Source organism: Planococcus salinarum (assembly GCF_007004625.1).
GTDB classification, from domain to species: domain Bacteria; phylum Bacillota; class Bacilli; order Bacillales_A; family Planococcaceae; genus Planococcus; species Planococcus salinarum.
The window spans coordinates 1-15,858 of record NZ_VIFV01000042.1 but is presented as its reverse complement, the minus strand read 5'-3'; the positions used below and the strand labels follow the sequence as shown (position 1 = coordinate 15,858).

Below are 15,858 nucleotides of genomic sequence, written 5' to 3'. Positions count from 1 at the left end.
GCAGCCTCAGGAGAGGCCGCAAACTATTCGGTATTAGCACCGGTTTCCCGGAGTTATCCCGATCTGCAGGGCAGGTTGCCCACGTGTTACTCACCCGTCCGCCGCTGAACCAGTGGAGCAAGCTCCACAGGTTCCGCTCGACTTGCATGTATTAGGCATGCCGCCAGCGTTCGTCCTGAGCCAGGATCAAACTCTCCATTATAGAGTAGTGTTGATTGCTCAATACTGCTGGCGCATCGCCGTCCGAAGACGAACGATTCGCTTTGATCTGCACGAATGCTGATCAGTAAGTTAAGTCACGAACCCGAGTAGTTCGAAGGCGGTGCTCCGATCGCCCGAAGGCGACCATCGCAAAAGCCGTTCTCGCGCCAAGGCGCTCGTGACGTCTTTCGTTGACGTTTTGCTGTTCAGTTTTCAAGGTTCATGTTTGCCGTCGTTCTTGACGACTTCTAATATACTAAAGCATCATCTGGTATGTGTCAATGGATTTCCCAAATAAAATTATATTTAAAAAGTATTCTACTCTCTTTTCATTTTCCTTCTATAATAAGCGGAAAAAGAAAAGTGAAGGCAGAGTTATAAAAACCTCTGTCTTCACTTGATTTTCACTTCACGAATCCTTGCTTCCTTTAAAAGAAACAACTGTTTACTCTCGGCAATTTTTCGTTTAGCAATTATATACAAATCATAATCGTCGGACATTTCTTCCATTTTCTTCGCCACTTGCAGCTCCTGCTTCGCATCGAAGAACTGCGAGATCAACTGTTCGTCAAACTCTTTTTTTAATTTACCTTTTCTTGAAAAAATCATCTGTTGATCTCCTCTTTATAACTCACGCCGGCCTTCAAGCGCTTTCGACAACGTCACTTCATCCGCATACTCCAGGTCTCCGCCTACCGGTAAGCCGTGGGCAATCCGTGTTGTTTTGATTCCCGAAGGCCTGACCAGCCGGGAAATATACATTGCCGTCGCTTCGCCTTCAATGGTCGGGTTGGTCGCCAGAATCAATTCTTCCACCTGTTCATCCTGCAAGCGCTTCAGCAAGGACGGTACGTTGATATCTTCCGGACCGATTCCTTCCATCGGAGAAATCGCTCCTTGCAGCACATGATACAAACCGGTGTAATCGCGCATTTTTTCCATGGCGATCACGTCTTTCGGATCTTGGACTACGCAGATTGTTGTACGGTCGCGTTTCTGGTCCTGGCAAATGTGGCAGGGATCCACATCGGTAATGTGGCCGCAAACAGAGCAGAAGCTCAGATTCCGTTTTGCATCGACGAGCGCCTTCGCAAAATCAAGCACCGTGTCCTCTTTCATTCCAAGCACAAAAAATGCCAGACGGGCCGCTGTTTTCGGCCCAATCCCTGGCAATTTCATAAAGCTCTCCATTAATTTTGATATGGGTTCCGGGTAATGCATAATTATTGCCTCCTACTACATCATTCCTGGGATATTCAAGCCTTTCGTGAATTTCCCCATTGTGGAATTCGCGTGGTCGTCCGCTTTCTTGAATGCCTCGTTTGTTGCAACTACCAACAGATCCTGCAGCATTTCCACATCTTCCGGATCGACTACTGATGGATCCAATGTGATGTCCAAAACTTCTTTATGTCCGGAAACAGTGACTTTAACCATCCCGCCGCCAGCTGCTCCATCAAATTTCATTGTCCCAAGTTCTTCCTGAGCTACTGCCATCTCTTTTTGCATTTTCTGCATCTGTTTCATCATACCTTGCATATTTCCGCCACCGCGCATAATTGTTTCCTCCTAATATGTTTTTGTCAGTCTTCATGAATTTCGACGAAATCTTTTCCGAAAAGCCGCTCCGCTTCAGCGATGAACGGATCTTCTTCCGCTGCAGCGCCTTCCTGGGAAAACGGATTTTCTTCTTTAGGCTCCGCCTGTTTGTCTTCATTGCCCGCTTTCAATCCGCTGTTTTTAATGAATTCTTCACGGATTTTCAGCCATCCTGCATCCGGAACGTAAACCGGTGTATATGCTTTCCCGGTATACTGCTCAAGCAACTGGCTGAACGCCGCTGCAAAAGTCTGGTTTTCCGATGCCATCTGGCAATGAATATCATACTTGAATTTTAACACAAATGCATCACTTGATGCCGCTACCGGCTCCGCTTCATTCAATAAAGCCGAATGGGATCTCTGGAGCTGGCCCATGACCGTGGCCCAATTCGTTTTGATAGCCTGGATATCCGGTTTCGTGGCATTTTTCAGCACTTCCTGGATGCGGCCGGTCGGAATTTTGAACCCGCTCTGCACCCGCTGGCGCTTTTTCTGTTCGGTCTGGGTTGGCGCTGAAGCTGCCACGCCGCCATTTTTCAGCTGCTCCTGTAATTCGCGGACAAGCTGTTCGAGCACGGTTACTTTCGCTTCCAACTCAGGCGAAGCTGCCGCCGACGTCGAGGCCTTTACCGGTGCATCCGCCTGTACCATTTTCAGCAAAGCCGTCTCCATATAGATTTTCGTATGGTTGGAGAAGCGCATTTCCTGCTGGGTCTTGGTCATGATGTCGATCCAGAGATAGAGCGTTGCCGGTTCGAATCGTTGCGCCAACTCTTCAAAACGGCTTTCATGGCTGGCCAGTTCCAGCATATCGTGCAGATCCGGAGCTGTTTGGATCAGCAGGAGATCGCGGAAAAACGTGATGAAATCCTCCACCAGCCGTACCGGATCCTTGCCGTCGCGCACCAATTGCTCCAATAGGGTCAAAGCCTGCCCGATATCTTTCGCAAGCAGCGCTTCTGCAATATCATAAAACATATCCTGGCTGATCGAACCTGTTACGAGCAGCGCATCTTCGACGGTCATTTCGTCTCCACTGAAGGACACCACCTGATCAAGCAGACTCAGGGCATCCCGCATTCCGCCGGCGGCCGCCTGCGCAATGATTTTCAGCACTTGTTCATTATATGAAATTTCTGCATCGTTCAGAACTTCCACCATACGCAGGACGATATCCGCCTGCGTATGCGACTTAAAGTCAAAGCGCTGGCACCGGGAAATGATTGTCAGCGGCAATTTATGGGGCTCGGTGGTCGCCAGGATGAACACCACATGTTCCGGCGGTTCTTCCAATGTTTTCAGCAACGCATTAAAGGCACTGTTGGATAACATGTGCACTTCATCGATGATATAAATCTTGAATCGTGAATTTGCCGGGGAGAAGCGGACCTTTTCGATGATTTCCCGCATTTCTTCCACACGGGAATTGGAAGCCGCATCAAATTCGATGACATCGGTATTGGACCCTTCCATGATGCTCAGGCAAGAAGAGCATTCATTGCAGGGTTCAGCGACCGGCGCCCTTTCGCAATTCAACGCTTTGGCAAAAATCTTTGCCGCACTTGTCTTCCCTGTACCGCGTGGGCCTGAGAAGAGGTAAGCATGGGTCGTCTTATTGTAAAGGAGAGCATTTTGAAGGGTTTGTTTGACATGCACCTGACCGGTCATTTCTGAAAAGGACTGGGGTCTGTATACACGGTAAAAAGCTTGATACGCCAACGGTTTTCTCTCCTTTTTAAAAATATGTTTGTCGTCCTTCCATTATATCATAAAATGGGTCCCTTTCTTAAGGTTTTCGGACGGCTTTCGGTTGCCGAAATGAAAAACAAAAACAAAAAACCTGCCTGCTCAGAAGAGCGGACAGGTCCTGATTATAAATTTAATGCCGTGCACCTTTCTTTGACTGCTGCACACAAGCGTTACCCATGTCGCTGGCTCGATCTAGGCGATCCCGCGGCACATAAGAAGTTCCACTTAATGCTGCTTCCTTCCGGACCTGACATGGTTCATGGGTTCCCATTGCGCAGGACCCAGATGTCAACACTACGTGCATGAGGCAGGCCTTACATGCAAACAGCCTCGGAAAGGAATTCAGTCCTGCTGGAGCGGATTGCAGGTTATAGGGCACCGCTACCTCCCCACCTAGCACGGCATTTACTAGTATACGAATTAATTGGGAAAAAATCAATCCGAAAGGTTTCATCCATCAAAAATGTTTTAAAGAATGGCAGCAAAACAACTTTGGGAAAGAAAAATGGCCGGCATGTCAAAAGTTTAACCGAAAGTGTTGACAGCTTTTATTGATCCGTGTTAAATTAATTCTTGTCTGATACGGAGGAATACCCAAGTTTGGCTGAAGGGATCGGTCTTGAAAACCGACAGGGGAGTCAAATCCCGCGGGGGTTCGAATCCCTCTTCCTCCTCCATTTTTTGAATTTACGCGCATATAAATTCGAGATTGGATTCGTTACGAAAGTAACGAATTTTTCTTAACCCATATGTGACTGAAAATTTCGATTCGATTAATTATTAACTTTTCAAGAGGCTTTCCTTACGGGAAGCCTCTTTTATATTTCCCGGGAAATAACGAAAAGCGGAAACGGCCGCTCAGCTCCGACAAGCGTAAGACGATTTGGCGAAGCGGCATCTTTTCAGCCGCATAGCCAAAGTGGCTTACGTCTCGAGGAGTTGGCCGTTGGAGTCTGGACAACGAAAAGCGACAGCGCCCGTTAAGCTCTGACAGGCAAGAGATGGCCCAAATGTAATTTGGGCCATCTCTTTGCGACGAAGCTAGCGAAGCGCTGCAACGCACTTTTATGTCTCGAAGCTAGCGAAGCGATGCAGAGACAGGAGCATTAAGGGTTTGATGAACTTCCGGAGTGGCGTTCTTTGCCGCGGCTGATACGGCTTATGACCCGAAGAGCTGGGCCGCTGGAGCCAGAACAAGAAAAAACCGTGAGCGATGTTGTCCATCGCTCACGGTTTTTCGCTTTATTTGCGCAGCACCAAAGCCTGCTGCATGAAGTTTCCGATTCGTTCAACGATCTGTTCCGAGCATTCCGGATCTTTCATCAAGTCGTAATCATTGATGTTCAGGCGCAGTACCGGACAGCCATTGAATGTGTTGATCCAGTTTTCATAGCGCTGGTGCATCTCGACCCAATAGTCAATGGGAGTCTGCTGCTCCATCTGGCGACCGCGTTCATGGATGCGCCCAATGATGTCATCGATTGAACCTTCCAGGTAAATCAGCAAATCCGGATGTGGGAAATAAGGCGTCATCACCATTGCTTCGAAAAGATTCGTATAAGTTTCGTAATCAACATTGTTCATCGTGCCTTTTTCCCAGTGCATCTTGGCGAAGATACCGGTATCTTCGTAAATCGACCGGTCCTGGATAAAGCCCCCGCCATATTCGAACATGCGCTTTTGCTCCTTGAAGCGTTCCGCGAGGAAGTAAATCTGCAAATGGAAGCTCCATTTTTCAAAATCATCATAAAATAAATCCAGGTAAGGATTGGAGTCCACTTTTTCGAAAGAAGTGCGGAATTGAAGCGCATCGGACAACGCTTTTGTCATCGTCGATTTGCCGACGCCGACTGTTCCTGCAACGGTGATGACCGCATTCGCCGGAATACCATGTTTTTCACGTAAATTCATATCGTTAAGCTCCTTTTTTCCAGGGTGTCGTCCACTTTGGAGAGGATCAGCTGCAGATCAGCTTTGTTTTGAACAAAATCTATTTCATCGCCGTTAAAACGGAGAACAGGGATTTCAGGATGTGTGCGCTCGAAATGCTCAATGAAGTCATGGTAATCGGCCGCAAGCTTCTCCATGTAATCCGCTGAGATCAGCTGTTCGAATTCCCGGCCACGGAGCTTAATCCGTTTCATCAGAGTATCGAGGCTGGCGTGCAGGTAAATGACCATATTCGGTTTTGGCATATCAGCCGTAAGGATTTTGTAGATCTCCTCGTATTTCGCATATTCTTCAGGCGGCAAAGTGCGCTTTGCGAAAATGAGGTTCTTGAAGATATGGTAATCGGCTACTACCGATTCGCGGTTCGAAATGAATTTTTTCTGTATATCGGTCAACTGCTTATAGCGGTTGCAAAGAAAAAACATTTCCGTCTGGAAGCTCCATTCTTCGATGTCTTCATAGAATTTATTTAAAAACGGATTTTCGTCTACTATTTCCTTTAATAATTTGAATTGATTCTGATCAGCAATCGCCTTGCTCAGCGATGTTTTCCCCACGCCAATCGGCCCTTCTACCGTGATAAATGGCACCGGCATCCGAAGCCCCCCTTTTTCTTTTCATGTACGTTCGATGACCTTAATTTTACCATAGACACAGGTTGAAAAGTAGAGGCAAAAAGCACCCGCCAAATTAATGGATGGGTGCTTTAAAAGTTCCTCCATGGACTTCCTGGGTGCTCATAATGGTCAAAAATGCCTTTGGATCAATGTCGTGGACGACCTGCTTCAATTTTGAAATTTCCAGTCGTGTTACGACCACATAAATAACATCCTTCTCATTTTCATTGTAGCCGCCTTTGCCGTGAAGCTTCGTGATGCTCCTTCCAAGCCGGTCTTTGATCGCCTGGCCAAGCTCTTCGTATTCATCCGAAACAATGATGATGGATTTCGTGTCATTCAACCCCTGAATCACGGCGTCGATGGTTCTCGACGCGATATAATAAGTCAAAATTGAATACATCGCCTGCTGCCAGCCCAACACAAAACCGGCCCAGCTGAAGATGAAAATATTGGCGAACATGACGAATTCCCCAACAGAAAAAGGCAGTTTCCTGCTCAATAGGATTCCAAGAATCTCTGTGCCATCGAGGGCGCCTCCGTTGCGGATGACAATTCCTACGCCCGCTCCCAAAAGCAAACCTCCGAAAACCGTGGCCAATAGAGGATCATCAACAAAAGGTTTAAATCTGTGCATTGGCACCTCGACAACCGCTAATGTAACAATTGAAAAAATAGAAGAAATAAAAAAGTTCCGTCCGATATGCTTATAGCCGAAAAACAGGAAAGGCAAGTTGATAACGACCAGCAAAATACCAAAAGGCAAATCGGTCAAATAATCCAGGATCAATGAAACACCTATAATGCCGCCATCAATAATGGAGTTGGGAACCAAAAATAGCTCAATTGAAGCCGCAGCCATCGTTGCTCCAATCGTCATGGCGATATACCTGCGCAACAGGTGGGCTATTGTTTCTTTTTTATGTTCTTTTTTATTTCCTTTTCCGGTCTCTTTTTTCACTGGATTGGTCTCCTTACCATATTCCTTTTTGTTTATTTTAATCTTCATTATTCTATTTGTCGCCCTTTGATTGAAAGACTGTATGCCCCAATTTGACGAAAGATGCTAAACTGAGCTTAAGGAGAGATGCAATATGAACGGCATAGAACTGGATCAGCATTTTATGAGGTTGGCGATAGAAGAAGCGAATAAAGCCGGAGCAAAAGGTGAAGTGCCTATTGGCGCTGTCATCGTTCATGATGGCAACGTCATTGCACGCGCCCACAATCTCCGCGAAACGAGTCGGAACGCCGTCACGCATGCAGAATTGATGGCAATCCAAGAGGCCTGCGAAGTACTCGATAACTGGCGTCTGGAAAACACTATCCTTTATGTAACGTTAGAGCCTTGTCCGATGTGTGCAGGTGCCATTCTGCAATCACGGATTCCGAGAGTGGTCTACGGCGCACGCGACCCGAAAGCCGGTTGCGTCGATTCGCTCTACAGGTTATTGAACGATGAACGCTTTAACCATCAATGCGACGTAAAAGAAAATGTGCTGGCAGATGAATGCGGAGGACTGCTTAGCCAATTCTTCCGGGATCTGCGGGAGACAAAGAAAAAGCGGAAGCTGCTATAACGCTTCCGTTTTTTCTTTGTCCAAAAATTCCAGGATCAGCCGATTCACAATCAGCGGCTGTTCGTGATGCACCCAGTGGGTCGCCTGCCCGATGAAAACAAGCTCGCCTGCCGTGCAGAAATTCAGGCTTTCCTTCGCCAGTTGACGCGACAGGAATTGGTCCCCGACTCCCCACAGGATCCTTACCGGTACTTCGACTTTTGTGTTCGTTGTTTGGCGGAAACTGCCCTTTGGCAGCGCACGGTACCAGTTCAGCATGCCGGTAAGCGCACACGGCTGTCCCCAGGCATTTCCGTAGCGTTCAAAGTCTTCCCCGGAAAAAGCGCTTTTCCGGCTGGTTCCGCCCATTGCCTGTTTCATTACATTGAAGTCTTCTGCCGCCATCATCCCTTCCGGCAGCTTCGGTATTTGGAAATAAATCATGTAGGAACTCTTCACCCATTGCAGCGGATTGCGCTTCATCACACGGGGCACAGCCTGCGGATGCGGAATATTGATGGCAATCAGCTTCTCCACCAGTTGCGGCTTTGTCGCAGCAAGATGCCAGGCGACCGCTCCTCCCCAATCATGCCCGATGACAACCGCCTTCTCCTTCCCGCTCTGTTCGATCAGACCGGCGATGTCATCCCGCAAATCATCCAACGTGTAATTTTCTGCTCCCTGCGGCTTGCTGCTCAAATTATAGCCCCGCTGATCCGGTGCCATCACCCGGTAGCCCTGCTCGGCCAAAGCGCCGATCTGATGCTTCCAGCCATACCAGAATTCCGGAAAGCCGTGAAGCAGAATCACCAGGGGGCCGTCTTCCGGACCCGCCACAGCCGTATGCAACAACACATCATTTGTTTCAATCGATTGGAATGAAAGATTGTCCACATCAAAAACTCCCTTCAACTCTTCTCGTTATCCATACCCGTTCCCGAATCAATGAAATCAACTCACTTTTTGGACGAATAGCAGAAAAGCCCCGCAAGCAAAATGCTTACGGGGCTTTCTTTGTTTATTTGATGAATTCTTTACCGCCCATATAAGGACGCAGCACTTCCGGAATGCGGACAGAGCCGTCTTCCTGCTGGAAGTTTTCAAGCAAAGCCGCAACAGTCCGCCCGACAGCCAGTCCACTGCCGTTCAAAGTGTGGACGAATTCCGGCTTGCCGCCTGCTTCGCGGCGGAACTTGATGTTGGCGCGTCTTGCCTGGAAATCTTCGAAGTTACTGCAAGAAGAAATTTCGCGGTACGTTTCCTGGCTTGGGATCCATACTTCGATATCGTATTTCTTCGCTGCGGTAAATCCAAGGTCCGCTGTGCACATTTTCAGGACGCGGTAAGGGAGCTCCAATAATTGAAGCACTTTCTCTGCGTGGCCCGTTAATTTCTCCAGCTCGTCATAAGACTCTTCCGGCTTCACAAAGCGCACAAGCTCGACTTTGTTGAATTGGTGCTGCCGAATCAATCCACGGGTGTCGCGGCCCGCAGAACCCGCTTCAGAGCGGAAATTGGCGCTGTAAGAAGCGAACGCCTGCGGCAGCATCTCACCCGTCAGGATTTCATCGCGGTAGAAGTTCGTCACCGGCACTTCAGAAGTCGGGATGAGGAAATAATCCTCTTTTTCGATGAGGAATGCGTCTTCTTCGAACTTCGGCAATTGCCCTGTCCCCGTCAAACTTTCGCGGTTAACGAGATACGGTGGCAGCATCTCTTCATAATCATGTTCTTCCTGGTGCAGATCCATCATGAAATTGATCAACGCGCGCTCGAGGCGTGCGCCCAGTCCGCGATAGAAAACAAACCGGCTGCCCGTCACTTTCGCCGCACGTTCAAAATCGACGATGTTCAAATCTGTCGCAATATCCCAATGCGGTTTCGCTTCGTAGCCGAATTCCGGCTTGTCGCCCCATGTGCGGATTTCTTCGTTATCATCTTCAGAATCACCAAGCGGCACACTGTCGTGCGGAATATTCGGCACGCGCACCATGATGAAATTCAGTCGTTCTTCGACCTCGCGCAATTCGTCGTCGATTTTCTTAATCTGATCGCCCACTTCGCGCGTTTTGGCGATCGCTTCATCGGCATTTTCTTTATTGCGCTTCATGGCCGCAATGTTCTGTGAAGCTTCGTTGCGCTCGGCTTTCAACTTCTCCGTCTGCGCAATCAATTCCCGGCGCTTGGCATCAAGCGGCTGAAAATCTTCCAGGACAGAAATATCCTCGCCCCGTTTCCCTAACTTGCTCTTCACTTCTTCAAAATTTTCCCGTACAAATCGGATGTCCAACATGATAAATTCCTCCTTTGTAATTTGGCGCAAATGGAAAAAAAGACAACAAAAATAGCCCACATCCCTGGTAAAGGGACGAGAGCTACCCGCGTTGCCACCCTGATTAACCGGCAAAAATCGCCGGTTCTCTTCATCACATAACGGCATTAAAACCGGCAATGGCTTATGTCGCCATGCAACTCCGGGGTGGATTCAAACGCGTTTTTCACCGGTTCGCACCACCCACCGGCTCTCTTTGGAAAAACAGACGTTTTACTAATTCCCATCTACGTTTCTTCTTTTAAATTAATCATACTTTACTATAATCTCTCCCTTTTGGCAAGAGGACGGCGGTTTAACGCAATTTGGTCCAAACCTTCCTTTTCCGTTATACTTACAGTGACCCTTCCTAAAGCAGTAAAATATCGGAAAACAAAGATACCAGTTCGGAGGAATTATTATGGACATGCTCATGTTCCAATTGAAAAAAAGCAGTGCAACCCCAATATACAAGCAACTTTACACGGAAATAAAGCAGGCGATTATCAGCGGAAAAATCTCGGTCGAGACCAAGTTACCGAGTAAACGGAAGTTGGCGGAATTCCTGGATATCAGCCAAACGACCGTCGAACTGGCATATGGCCAGCTTGTTGCGGAAGGTTTTATCGAGTCCCGTCCCCGCAAAGGCTATTACGCCCAGGCCGTCGAAGAACTCGCATACCTGGATTTGCCACAGGAAGAGCCGGTCATACCCGAAAAGATCGACTACCAGTTTGATTTTAATCCGGCGCAGATTGATACCCCTTCCTTCCCCTTTTCCACTTGGCGCAAATTAGCCAAAGAAGTCATTGATGAATCGAACGGGGAATTCCTGCTGGCCGGCCACCCGCAGGGCGATGATATGCTGCGGCAGGAAATTGCCCGCTACTTGTTCCAGTCCCGCGGGGTTGTATGCCAGGCAAATCAGATCATTATCGGTTCAGGGACTGAACAATTGATGCCGCTACTGATCCGCCTGCTCAACAAAAACCTGATTTTTGGTTTTGAAAATCCGGGTTATGCACTGACACACAGTATTTTCAGCCATCATGACCGCCAGTCGCTGCCGATTCCCATTGACGAAGAGGGCATCAACGTCGGAGAACTGGAAGCGTCCCCGGTGGATGTGGCATACGTGACTCCTTCCCACCAATTTCCAACAGGATCCGTCTTGAGTGCGACCCGGCGTGCCCAATTATTGAACTGGGCGACGGCCAAATCCGACCGTTACATCATCGAAGACGATTACGACAGTGAATTTCGCTACACCAGCCGGCCGATTCCCGCCCTGCAAAGCATGGACCTGAGCGGCCGGGTCATCTACATCAGCACCTTTTCAAAATCACTGATGCCGTCCCTGAGGATCGCTTACATGGTATTGCCCAAAACACTGCTGCTTGAGTACAATAAAACCTTTCTCCATTACTCGTCTTCCGTGCCAAGGCTAGATCAGCAGATCGTGGCCCAATTCATGAAAGAAGGGCATTTTTCAAGACACCTCAACCGCATGCGCAAATTGTATAAAAAGAAACTCGAATGTTTGACGGCTGCATTGGCTTTATTTTCACCAGCGGTTAAAATTTCAGGGGAACAAGCCGGTATGCACGTAGTTTTGACAGTGCAAACCCCGTTCAGCGAAAAACAATTGATTGAACGGGCAAAAATGACTGGCATCCGGGTTTTCGGATTGCACTCTTATGATGTGGAAAAATCCGAAAGCCCCTCGCCCCGCATCGTTATCGGTTTTGGCGGCCTGTCAGAACAGCAGATCGAAGAAGGCATCCATAAACTCATGGCGAGCTGGGAAATCAGCAAAACAAAAAGCAGTTCATCTGATTAAGGATGAACTGCTTCTGTTTAAAATAGGCCTTTTATAAAATCAACTGCGCCAGTCCACATTGTAGAGAAGAAGCTTCCAACTGCCTGCAGGGAAAGGGCAAACCAGTTTGCGCGCTCAACACTTTCAGTAGTGATGACTTCCACGCCGCTCGCTGATCCTTCCAGATAGCCATAATCGGAGCCTGATTCCTTGGTAAGGTTAACAGTTCCGACCACCTGGTCTTTTTCGATTGATGCTTCAAGTTTGCCATTGTCGAGTAAAGACTCATCAATCACTAGTTGAGGTACATATGCATCTTTTTCGCTTGAGCGGACCATCATGGTAATCGGGTCCTTAACAGCGATATTGACTTGATCTTCTTTACCTTTTGAAACCGGCAAAGTTTGCTGATCTTCAAATTGATAACCGGCAGGAACGATTTCCTGTTTTGTAAATTGTCCGAAACCGTAATCCATTAATGCCCGGGTAGCGTCAAAACGAGCTTTATAAGAACCGACGCCTTCACTGTCCACAGCTTTCATTACCACAGTGATCAAACGGACATCTCCGCGTTTCGCTGTTCCAGTGAAAGAATGTCCGGCAAAATTGGTCGTGCCTGTTTTTAATCCATCCATACCTTCGTATTCATAAACCAAACCTGGCAGCATGAAATTCCAGTTTGGCATATCCGTTTTGTCATCCGTGCCGTCACGGAAAACCGCTTTGGCGATACTCGTTGTTTCAAGCACTTCCGGATAATCATCCATCAACGCTTTCGCCAATTTCGCTACCGAACGGGCAGGCATGACGTTTTCGTCGGTTTCTCCAGTGCCTTCCGGATGCATGCCTTTCAAATCGGCATTATTCAATCCAGTCGAGTTGACGAATTTTGTATCTTCCAGTCCCATTTCTTCAGCTTTTTTATTCATTAACCGAACAAATTCGCCTTCGGTTCCGGCAATCGTTTCAGCAATTCCGATTGTGGCCGCATTGGCTGAATAAATTGCCAAAGCTTCATATAATTCCTTAATGGAATAAGTTCCATCAGCACGAAGCGGAACATTGCTGAGCGCTCTGTCCTGAGAAATCTGGTATGTAAAATCAGTCACACTGTATTGCTGATCCCAAGTAATCCGTCCATCTTCAATTGCTTCAAAAAGCAGGTATTCCGTCATCATTTTCGTCATGCTTGCGACACCAAGCGGCGTGTCAGCATTTTGTTCGTAGAGAATTTTTCCACTTTCAGCATCCACCAAAATAGCGGCATCTGCCAGTATATTCAATGATTCGTTCGCGTTTGCCTGTTGCGGAACGATAATAGTCGTCATAAATAAAGTCAATACTGTTAGCAACATAGTCATCTTAAAAGCGTTCTTCAAATCTCTCTATACCTCCATTTTTCTGTTTCCCCATGCTATTCTATCATATTATTAATGTCCTGAAATAAAAATATGCAAAAAGCACTCTTTCCCACCGGATAAAGGTGAAAAGGAGTGCTAAAAGGTTCAGATTTCATTAAATTGAGTAGTTTGGCGATTCTTTCGTTATTTGCACATCATGCGGATGGCTCTCCCGCAGTCCTGCTCCTGTCATGCGGATAAACTGTGCTTCATTGCGCAGTGCTTCCAAATCTTTCGTTCCGCAATAGCCCATTCCTGCACGGACGCCACCAAGCAATTGATGGATCGTATCGGTAAGCGGCCCTTTGTACGGCAGCCTTCCTTCAATCCCTTCCGGCACCAGTTTTTTCGCTTCGTCCTGGAAATAACGGTCTTTCGATCCTTTTTCCATCGAAGCGATGGAGCCCATTCCGCGATAAGTTTTAAAGCGGCGGCCCTGGAAGATTTCAGTTTCTCCCGGGCTTTCAGTTGTTCCGGCAAGAAGGCTGCCGAGCATAACGGCATGTCCGCCGGCAGCAAGAGCTTTAATGATATCACCCGAATACTTGATGCCGCCATCGGCGATAATCGTTTTACCGTGTTTCCGCGCTTCTGTTGCACAATCATAAACTGCGGTAATTTGAGGAACACCAACTCCTGCGACTACGCGTGTCGTACAAATGGAACCAGGTCCAATACCAACTTTCACAACATCCGCACCTGCTTCTATCAATGCTTTTGTTCCTTCTGCTGTCGCAACATTTCCTGCTATGATTGTCAGCTCGGGATATTGGGAGCGGATTTCGCTAACCGTCTCCAAAACGCCCTTCGAATGACCGTGCGCAGTGTCCAGTACCACTACATCCACTTGCGCTTTCACAAGTTTTTCAACGCGTCTTAATGTATCAGAAGTAACTCCCACTGCTGCTCCAGCAAGAAGGCGGCCATGAAAATCTTTCGCTGCAATCGGAAATTCGATGACTTTCTCGATATCCTTAATGGTGATAAGGCCTTTTAGCATGTCTGCTTCATCGACAATCGGCAATTTTTCGATTTTATATTGCTGAAGAATTTTTTCTGCATCTTCCAGTGTAGTGCCGACTGGCGCCGTCACCAATTTTTCCTTGGTCATGACATCATTGATTTTCAAGGAATAATCCTGAATAAACCGGAGATCACGGTTTGTAATGATGCCCACCAATTTCAAATCTTCTTCATTATTGACAATCGGGACACCTGAAATTCGATATTTGCCCATTAAATGTTCCGCATCATACACTTGATGGTCGGGAGTCAAAAAGAAAGGGTCTGTGATAACGCCATTTTCCGAACGTTTTACAGTCGTCACATGTTCGGCTTGTTCCTCGATGCTCATATTTTTATGGATGACACCAAGACCGCCTTGGCGTGCCATGGCAATTGCCATTTTCGCTTCTGTTACAGTATCCATTCCCGCGCTGACAATCGGGATATTCAGCTTCAATTTCGGGGTCAATTCCACCGATAAATCAGCATCCTTCGGCAACATTTCCGAATGTCCCGGAACTAGCAATACATCATCAAAAGTCAGACCCTCTTTTACAAATTTCGATTCCCACATTATCGACACGCCTCCTGCTTCCTATTAAATATTATTGTAAGGTTATCAGTGGGTACCCGGAGTGTCAAGAATTCGGAAATAGAAAAAGTATTCCGACTAATGTTCAGAGAATAGTATGCAAATCTTCTTCAATTTTCTTCGGAGAAGTTTGCGGAGCATAACGTTTAACAACATTTCCTTCCTTATCCACCAAGAATTTTGTAAAATTCCATTTGATTCCTTCCGTTAATAAACCTTTTTGTGATGAGACCAGATATTTGAATAGTGGATCTGCATTTTCTCCTTTTACATCGACTTTTGCAAAGATGGGAAAGGTCACGCCATAATTCAACTGGCAGAACTCCATTGTTTCCTCCTGGTTTTCAAATTCCTGGTTATTAAATTGTGCGCTTGGAAACCCCAGAATCTGAAGTCCCTCTGCCTGATATTCTTCGTAAAGTTTTTGCAGATCCTCGAATTGCGGGGTGAATCCGCATTTACTTGCCGTATTGACAATAACCAGCGGTTTACCTTTGAATTTTTCCAGCGATTCCATATCACCTTGTGCATTTTTCACTTTATAATCGTAAATTGAATTCATTTTATCAACCTCCTGAGTTACTTCAAGATTATATTTTAAACAGCGGGGACACAAGCAATAAGAATTTTAATTACTTAGAAGCCCCAGCAGTTCGCTTCTCCAAAAGAAAGTTATCCAACGACAAAAAAAGCCGCCACCGCTTTCGCGGTAACGGCCTTTCTTTTTGTGCCCAGCGGCGTCCTACTCTCACAGGGGGAGACCCCCAACTACCATCGGCGCAAAAGAGCTTAACTGCCGTGTTCGGGATGGGAACGGGTGTGGCCTCTTTGCCATCGTCACTGGACTGGCTATTCTATTTGAAAGACAAGTTTTATTATACCAACTCTGGCGAGTTTTACAAGCCTTTTTTGCGGCCTGCCAACTTTTTATTCTTTCAAAACTGGATAAACGACATCGAAACAATTCGCGCACAAAGCGGTTCACGAAATTGGTTTTGGTTAAGTCCTCGATCGATTAGTATTCGTCAGCTGCACGTGTCGCCACGCTTCCACC

The 15,858-nt window shown here is 47.2% G+C and carries 14 protein-coding genes, 1 tRNA gene, 2 rRNA genes, 1 other RNA gene and 1 other annotated feature; of the genes, 3 read left to right on the top strand and 15 right to left on the bottom strand.

The window, feature by feature from the left end; genetic code table 11:
* The 6 genes from DIJ65_RS15495 to ffs all read right to left on the bottom strand — a co-directional run.
* Window positions 1-202, bottom strand: a 16S ribosomal RNA gene (locus DIJ65_RS15495); the annotation flags it as partial.
* A gap of 392 nt (window positions 203-594) precedes the next feature.
* A complete protein-coding gene (locus DIJ65_RS15490; RefSeq protein ID WP_117303687.1) occupies window positions 595-810 on the bottom strand; it encodes a YaaL family protein in 216 nt (71 codons plus the stop codon).
* 15 nt (window positions 811-825) lie between these two features.
* Entirely contained in the window at window positions 826-1,422 is a 597-nt protein-coding gene (gene recR, locus DIJ65_RS15485; RefSeq protein ID WP_117303689.1) for a recombination mediator RecR, read from the bottom strand.
* Window positions 1,423-1,437: 15 nt separating this feature from the next.
* Entirely contained in the window at window positions 1,438-1,758 is a 321-nt protein-coding gene (locus tag DIJ65_RS15480; protein ID WP_117303691.1) for a YbaB/EbfC family nucleoid-associated protein, read from the bottom strand.
* A 26-nt stretch (window positions 1,759-1,784) separates the two neighbouring features.
* Entirely contained in the window at window positions 1,785-3,521 is a 1,737-nt protein-coding gene (gene dnaX / locus DIJ65_RS15475) for a DNA polymerase III subunit gamma/tau (protein ID WP_117303693.1), read from the bottom strand.
* Window positions 3,522-3,687: 166 nt separating this feature from the next.
* An RNA gene (gene ffs / locus DIJ65_RS15470) (signal recognition particle sRNA large type) lies at window positions 3,688-3,953 on the bottom strand.
* 182 nt (window positions 3,954-4,135) lie between these two features.
* Between ffs and DIJ65_RS15465 the strand changes: the two genes are divergently transcribed.
* Window positions 4,136-4,228: transfer RNA gene (locus DIJ65_RS15465), tRNA-Ser, on the top strand.
* Between the two features lie 565 nt (window positions 4,229-4,793).
* On the opposite strand, the gene DIJ65_RS15460 is transcribed toward DIJ65_RS15465, so the two are convergent.
* The 3 genes from DIJ65_RS15460 to DIJ65_RS15450 all read right to left on the bottom strand — a co-directional run bounded on the left by DIJ65_RS15460 (window position 4,794) and on the right by DIJ65_RS15450 (window position 6,998).
* Entirely contained in the window at window positions 4,794-5,462 is a 669-nt protein-coding gene (locus DIJ65_RS15460; RefSeq protein WP_117303695.1) for a deoxynucleoside kinase, read from the bottom strand.
* Window positions 5,459-6,097, bottom strand: coding sequence for a deoxynucleoside kinase (locus DIJ65_RS15455; RefSeq protein WP_117303697.1), 639 nt, complete (start codon window positions 6,095-6,097; stop codon window positions 5,459-5,461). Before DIJ65_RS15455 ends, DIJ65_RS15460 begins: the two co-directional genes overlap by 4 nt.
* A gap of 94 nt (window positions 6,098-6,191) precedes the next feature.
* Window positions 6,192-6,998, bottom strand: coding sequence for a YitT family protein (locus DIJ65_RS15450; protein ID WP_230321463.1), 807 nt, complete (start codon window positions 6,996-6,998; stop codon window positions 6,192-6,194).
* 214 nt (window positions 6,999-7,212) lie between these two features.
* On the opposite strand from DIJ65_RS15450, the gene tadA reads away from it, so the two are divergent.
* Window positions 7,213-7,698: a tRNA adenosine(34) deaminase TadA gene (gene tadA, locus DIJ65_RS15445; RefSeq protein WP_117303701.1), complete on the top strand. Its 486-nt coding sequence runs from the start codon at window positions 7,213-7,215 to the stop codon at window positions 7,696-7,698.
* Here tadA and DIJ65_RS15440 read toward each other — a convergent pair.
* On the bottom strand, window positions 7,693-8,571 hold the full coding sequence (locus DIJ65_RS15440) for an alpha/beta fold hydrolase (protein WP_117303703.1): 879 nt from the start codon (window positions 8,569-8,571) through the stop codon (window positions 7,693-7,695). The genes tadA and DIJ65_RS15440 overlap by 6 nt on opposite strands.
* 124 nt (window positions 8,572-8,695) lie before the next feature.
* Window positions 8,696-9,970 (bottom strand): serine--tRNA ligase, encoded by a 1,275-nt coding sequence (serS, locus tag DIJ65_RS15435; RefSeq protein ID WP_117303705.1) that lies wholly within the window; start codon window positions 9,968-9,970, stop codon window positions 8,696-8,698.
* A gap of 68 nt (window positions 9,971-10,038) precedes the next feature.
* Window positions 10,039-10,248 (bottom strand) — a binding site (T-box leader).
* A 161-nt stretch (window positions 10,249-10,409) separates the two neighbouring features.
* Here serS and pdxR point away from each other — a divergent pair.
* Entirely contained in the window at window positions 10,410-11,828 is a 1,419-nt protein-coding gene (pdxR, locus tag DIJ65_RS15430; RefSeq protein ID WP_117303707.1) for a MocR-like pyridoxine biosynthesis transcription factor PdxR, read from the top strand.
* 17 nt (window positions 11,829-11,845) lie between these two features.
* Here pdxR and DIJ65_RS15425 read toward each other — a convergent pair whose 3' ends face one another.
* From DIJ65_RS15425 to rrf, 4 genes are all read right to left on the bottom strand, one after another.
* Entirely contained in the window at window positions 11,846-13,162 is a 1,317-nt protein-coding gene (locus tag DIJ65_RS15425; protein ID WP_391527610.1) for a serine hydrolase, read from the bottom strand.
* A gap of 160 nt (window positions 13,163-13,322) precedes the next feature.
* Window positions 13,323-14,786 (bottom strand): IMP dehydrogenase, encoded by a 1,464-nt coding sequence (gene guaB / locus DIJ65_RS15420; RefSeq protein WP_117303709.1) that lies wholly within the window; start codon window positions 14,784-14,786, stop codon window positions 13,323-13,325.
* Between the two features lie 103 nt (window positions 14,787-14,889).
* Window positions 14,890-15,366 (bottom strand): glutathione peroxidase, encoded by a 477-nt coding sequence (locus tag DIJ65_RS15415; protein ID WP_117303711.1) that lies wholly within the window; start codon window positions 15,364-15,366, stop codon window positions 14,890-14,892.
* A 167-nt stretch (window positions 15,367-15,533) separates the two neighbouring features.
* A 5S ribosomal RNA gene (gene rrf, locus DIJ65_RS15410) occupies window positions 15,534-15,649 on the bottom strand.
* Window positions 15,650-15,858 lie beyond the last annotated feature (209 nt).

Excerpts from the sequence above, each read along its gene's own strand:
- recR (WP_117303689.1), bottom strand. The coding sequence starts at position 1,422 with ATGCATTACCCGGAACCCATATCAAAATTAATGGAGAGCTTTATGAAA.
- DIJ65_RS15490 (WP_117303687.1), bottom strand. The coding sequence starts at position 810 with ATGATTTTTTCAAGAAAAGGTAAATTAAAAAAAGAGTTTGACGAACAG.
- DIJ65_RS15455 (WP_117303697.1), bottom strand. The coding sequence starts at position 6,097 with ATGCCGGTGCCATTTATCACGGTAGAAGGGCCGATTGGCGTGGGGAAA.
- DIJ65_RS15415 (WP_117303711.1), bottom strand. The coding sequence starts at position 15,366 with ATGAATTCAATTTACGATTATAAAGTGAAAAATGCACAAGGTGATATG.
- DIJ65_RS15460 (WP_117303695.1), bottom strand. The coding sequence starts at position 5,462 with ATGAATTTACGTGAAAAACATGGTATTCCGGCGAATGCGGTCATCACC.
- pdxR (WP_117303707.1), top strand. The coding sequence starts at position 10,410 with ATGGACATGCTCATGTTCCAATTGAAAAAAAGCAGTGCAACCCCAATA.
- DIJ65_RS15480 (WP_117303691.1), bottom strand. The coding sequence starts at position 1,758 with ATGCGCGGTGGCGGAAATATGCAAGGTATGATGAAACAGATGCAGAAA.
- serS (WP_117303705.1), bottom strand. The coding sequence starts at position 9,970 with ATGTTGGACATCCGATTTGTACGGGAAAATTTTGAAGAAGTGAAGAGC.
- DIJ65_RS15425 (WP_391527610.1), bottom strand. The coding sequence starts at position 13,162 with ATGTTGCTAACAGTATTGACTTTATTTATGACGACTATTATCGTTCCG.
- tadA (WP_117303701.1), top strand. The coding sequence starts at position 7,213 with ATGAACGGCATAGAACTGGATCAGCATTTTATGAGGTTGGCGATAGAA.
- guaB (WP_117303709.1), bottom strand. The coding sequence starts at position 14,786 with ATGTGGGAATCGAAATTTGTAAAAGAGGGTCTGACTTTTGATGATGTA.
- DIJ65_RS15450 (WP_230321463.1), bottom strand. The coding sequence starts at position 6,998 with ATGACGATTGGAGCAACGATGGCTGCGGCTTCAATTGAGCTATTTTTG.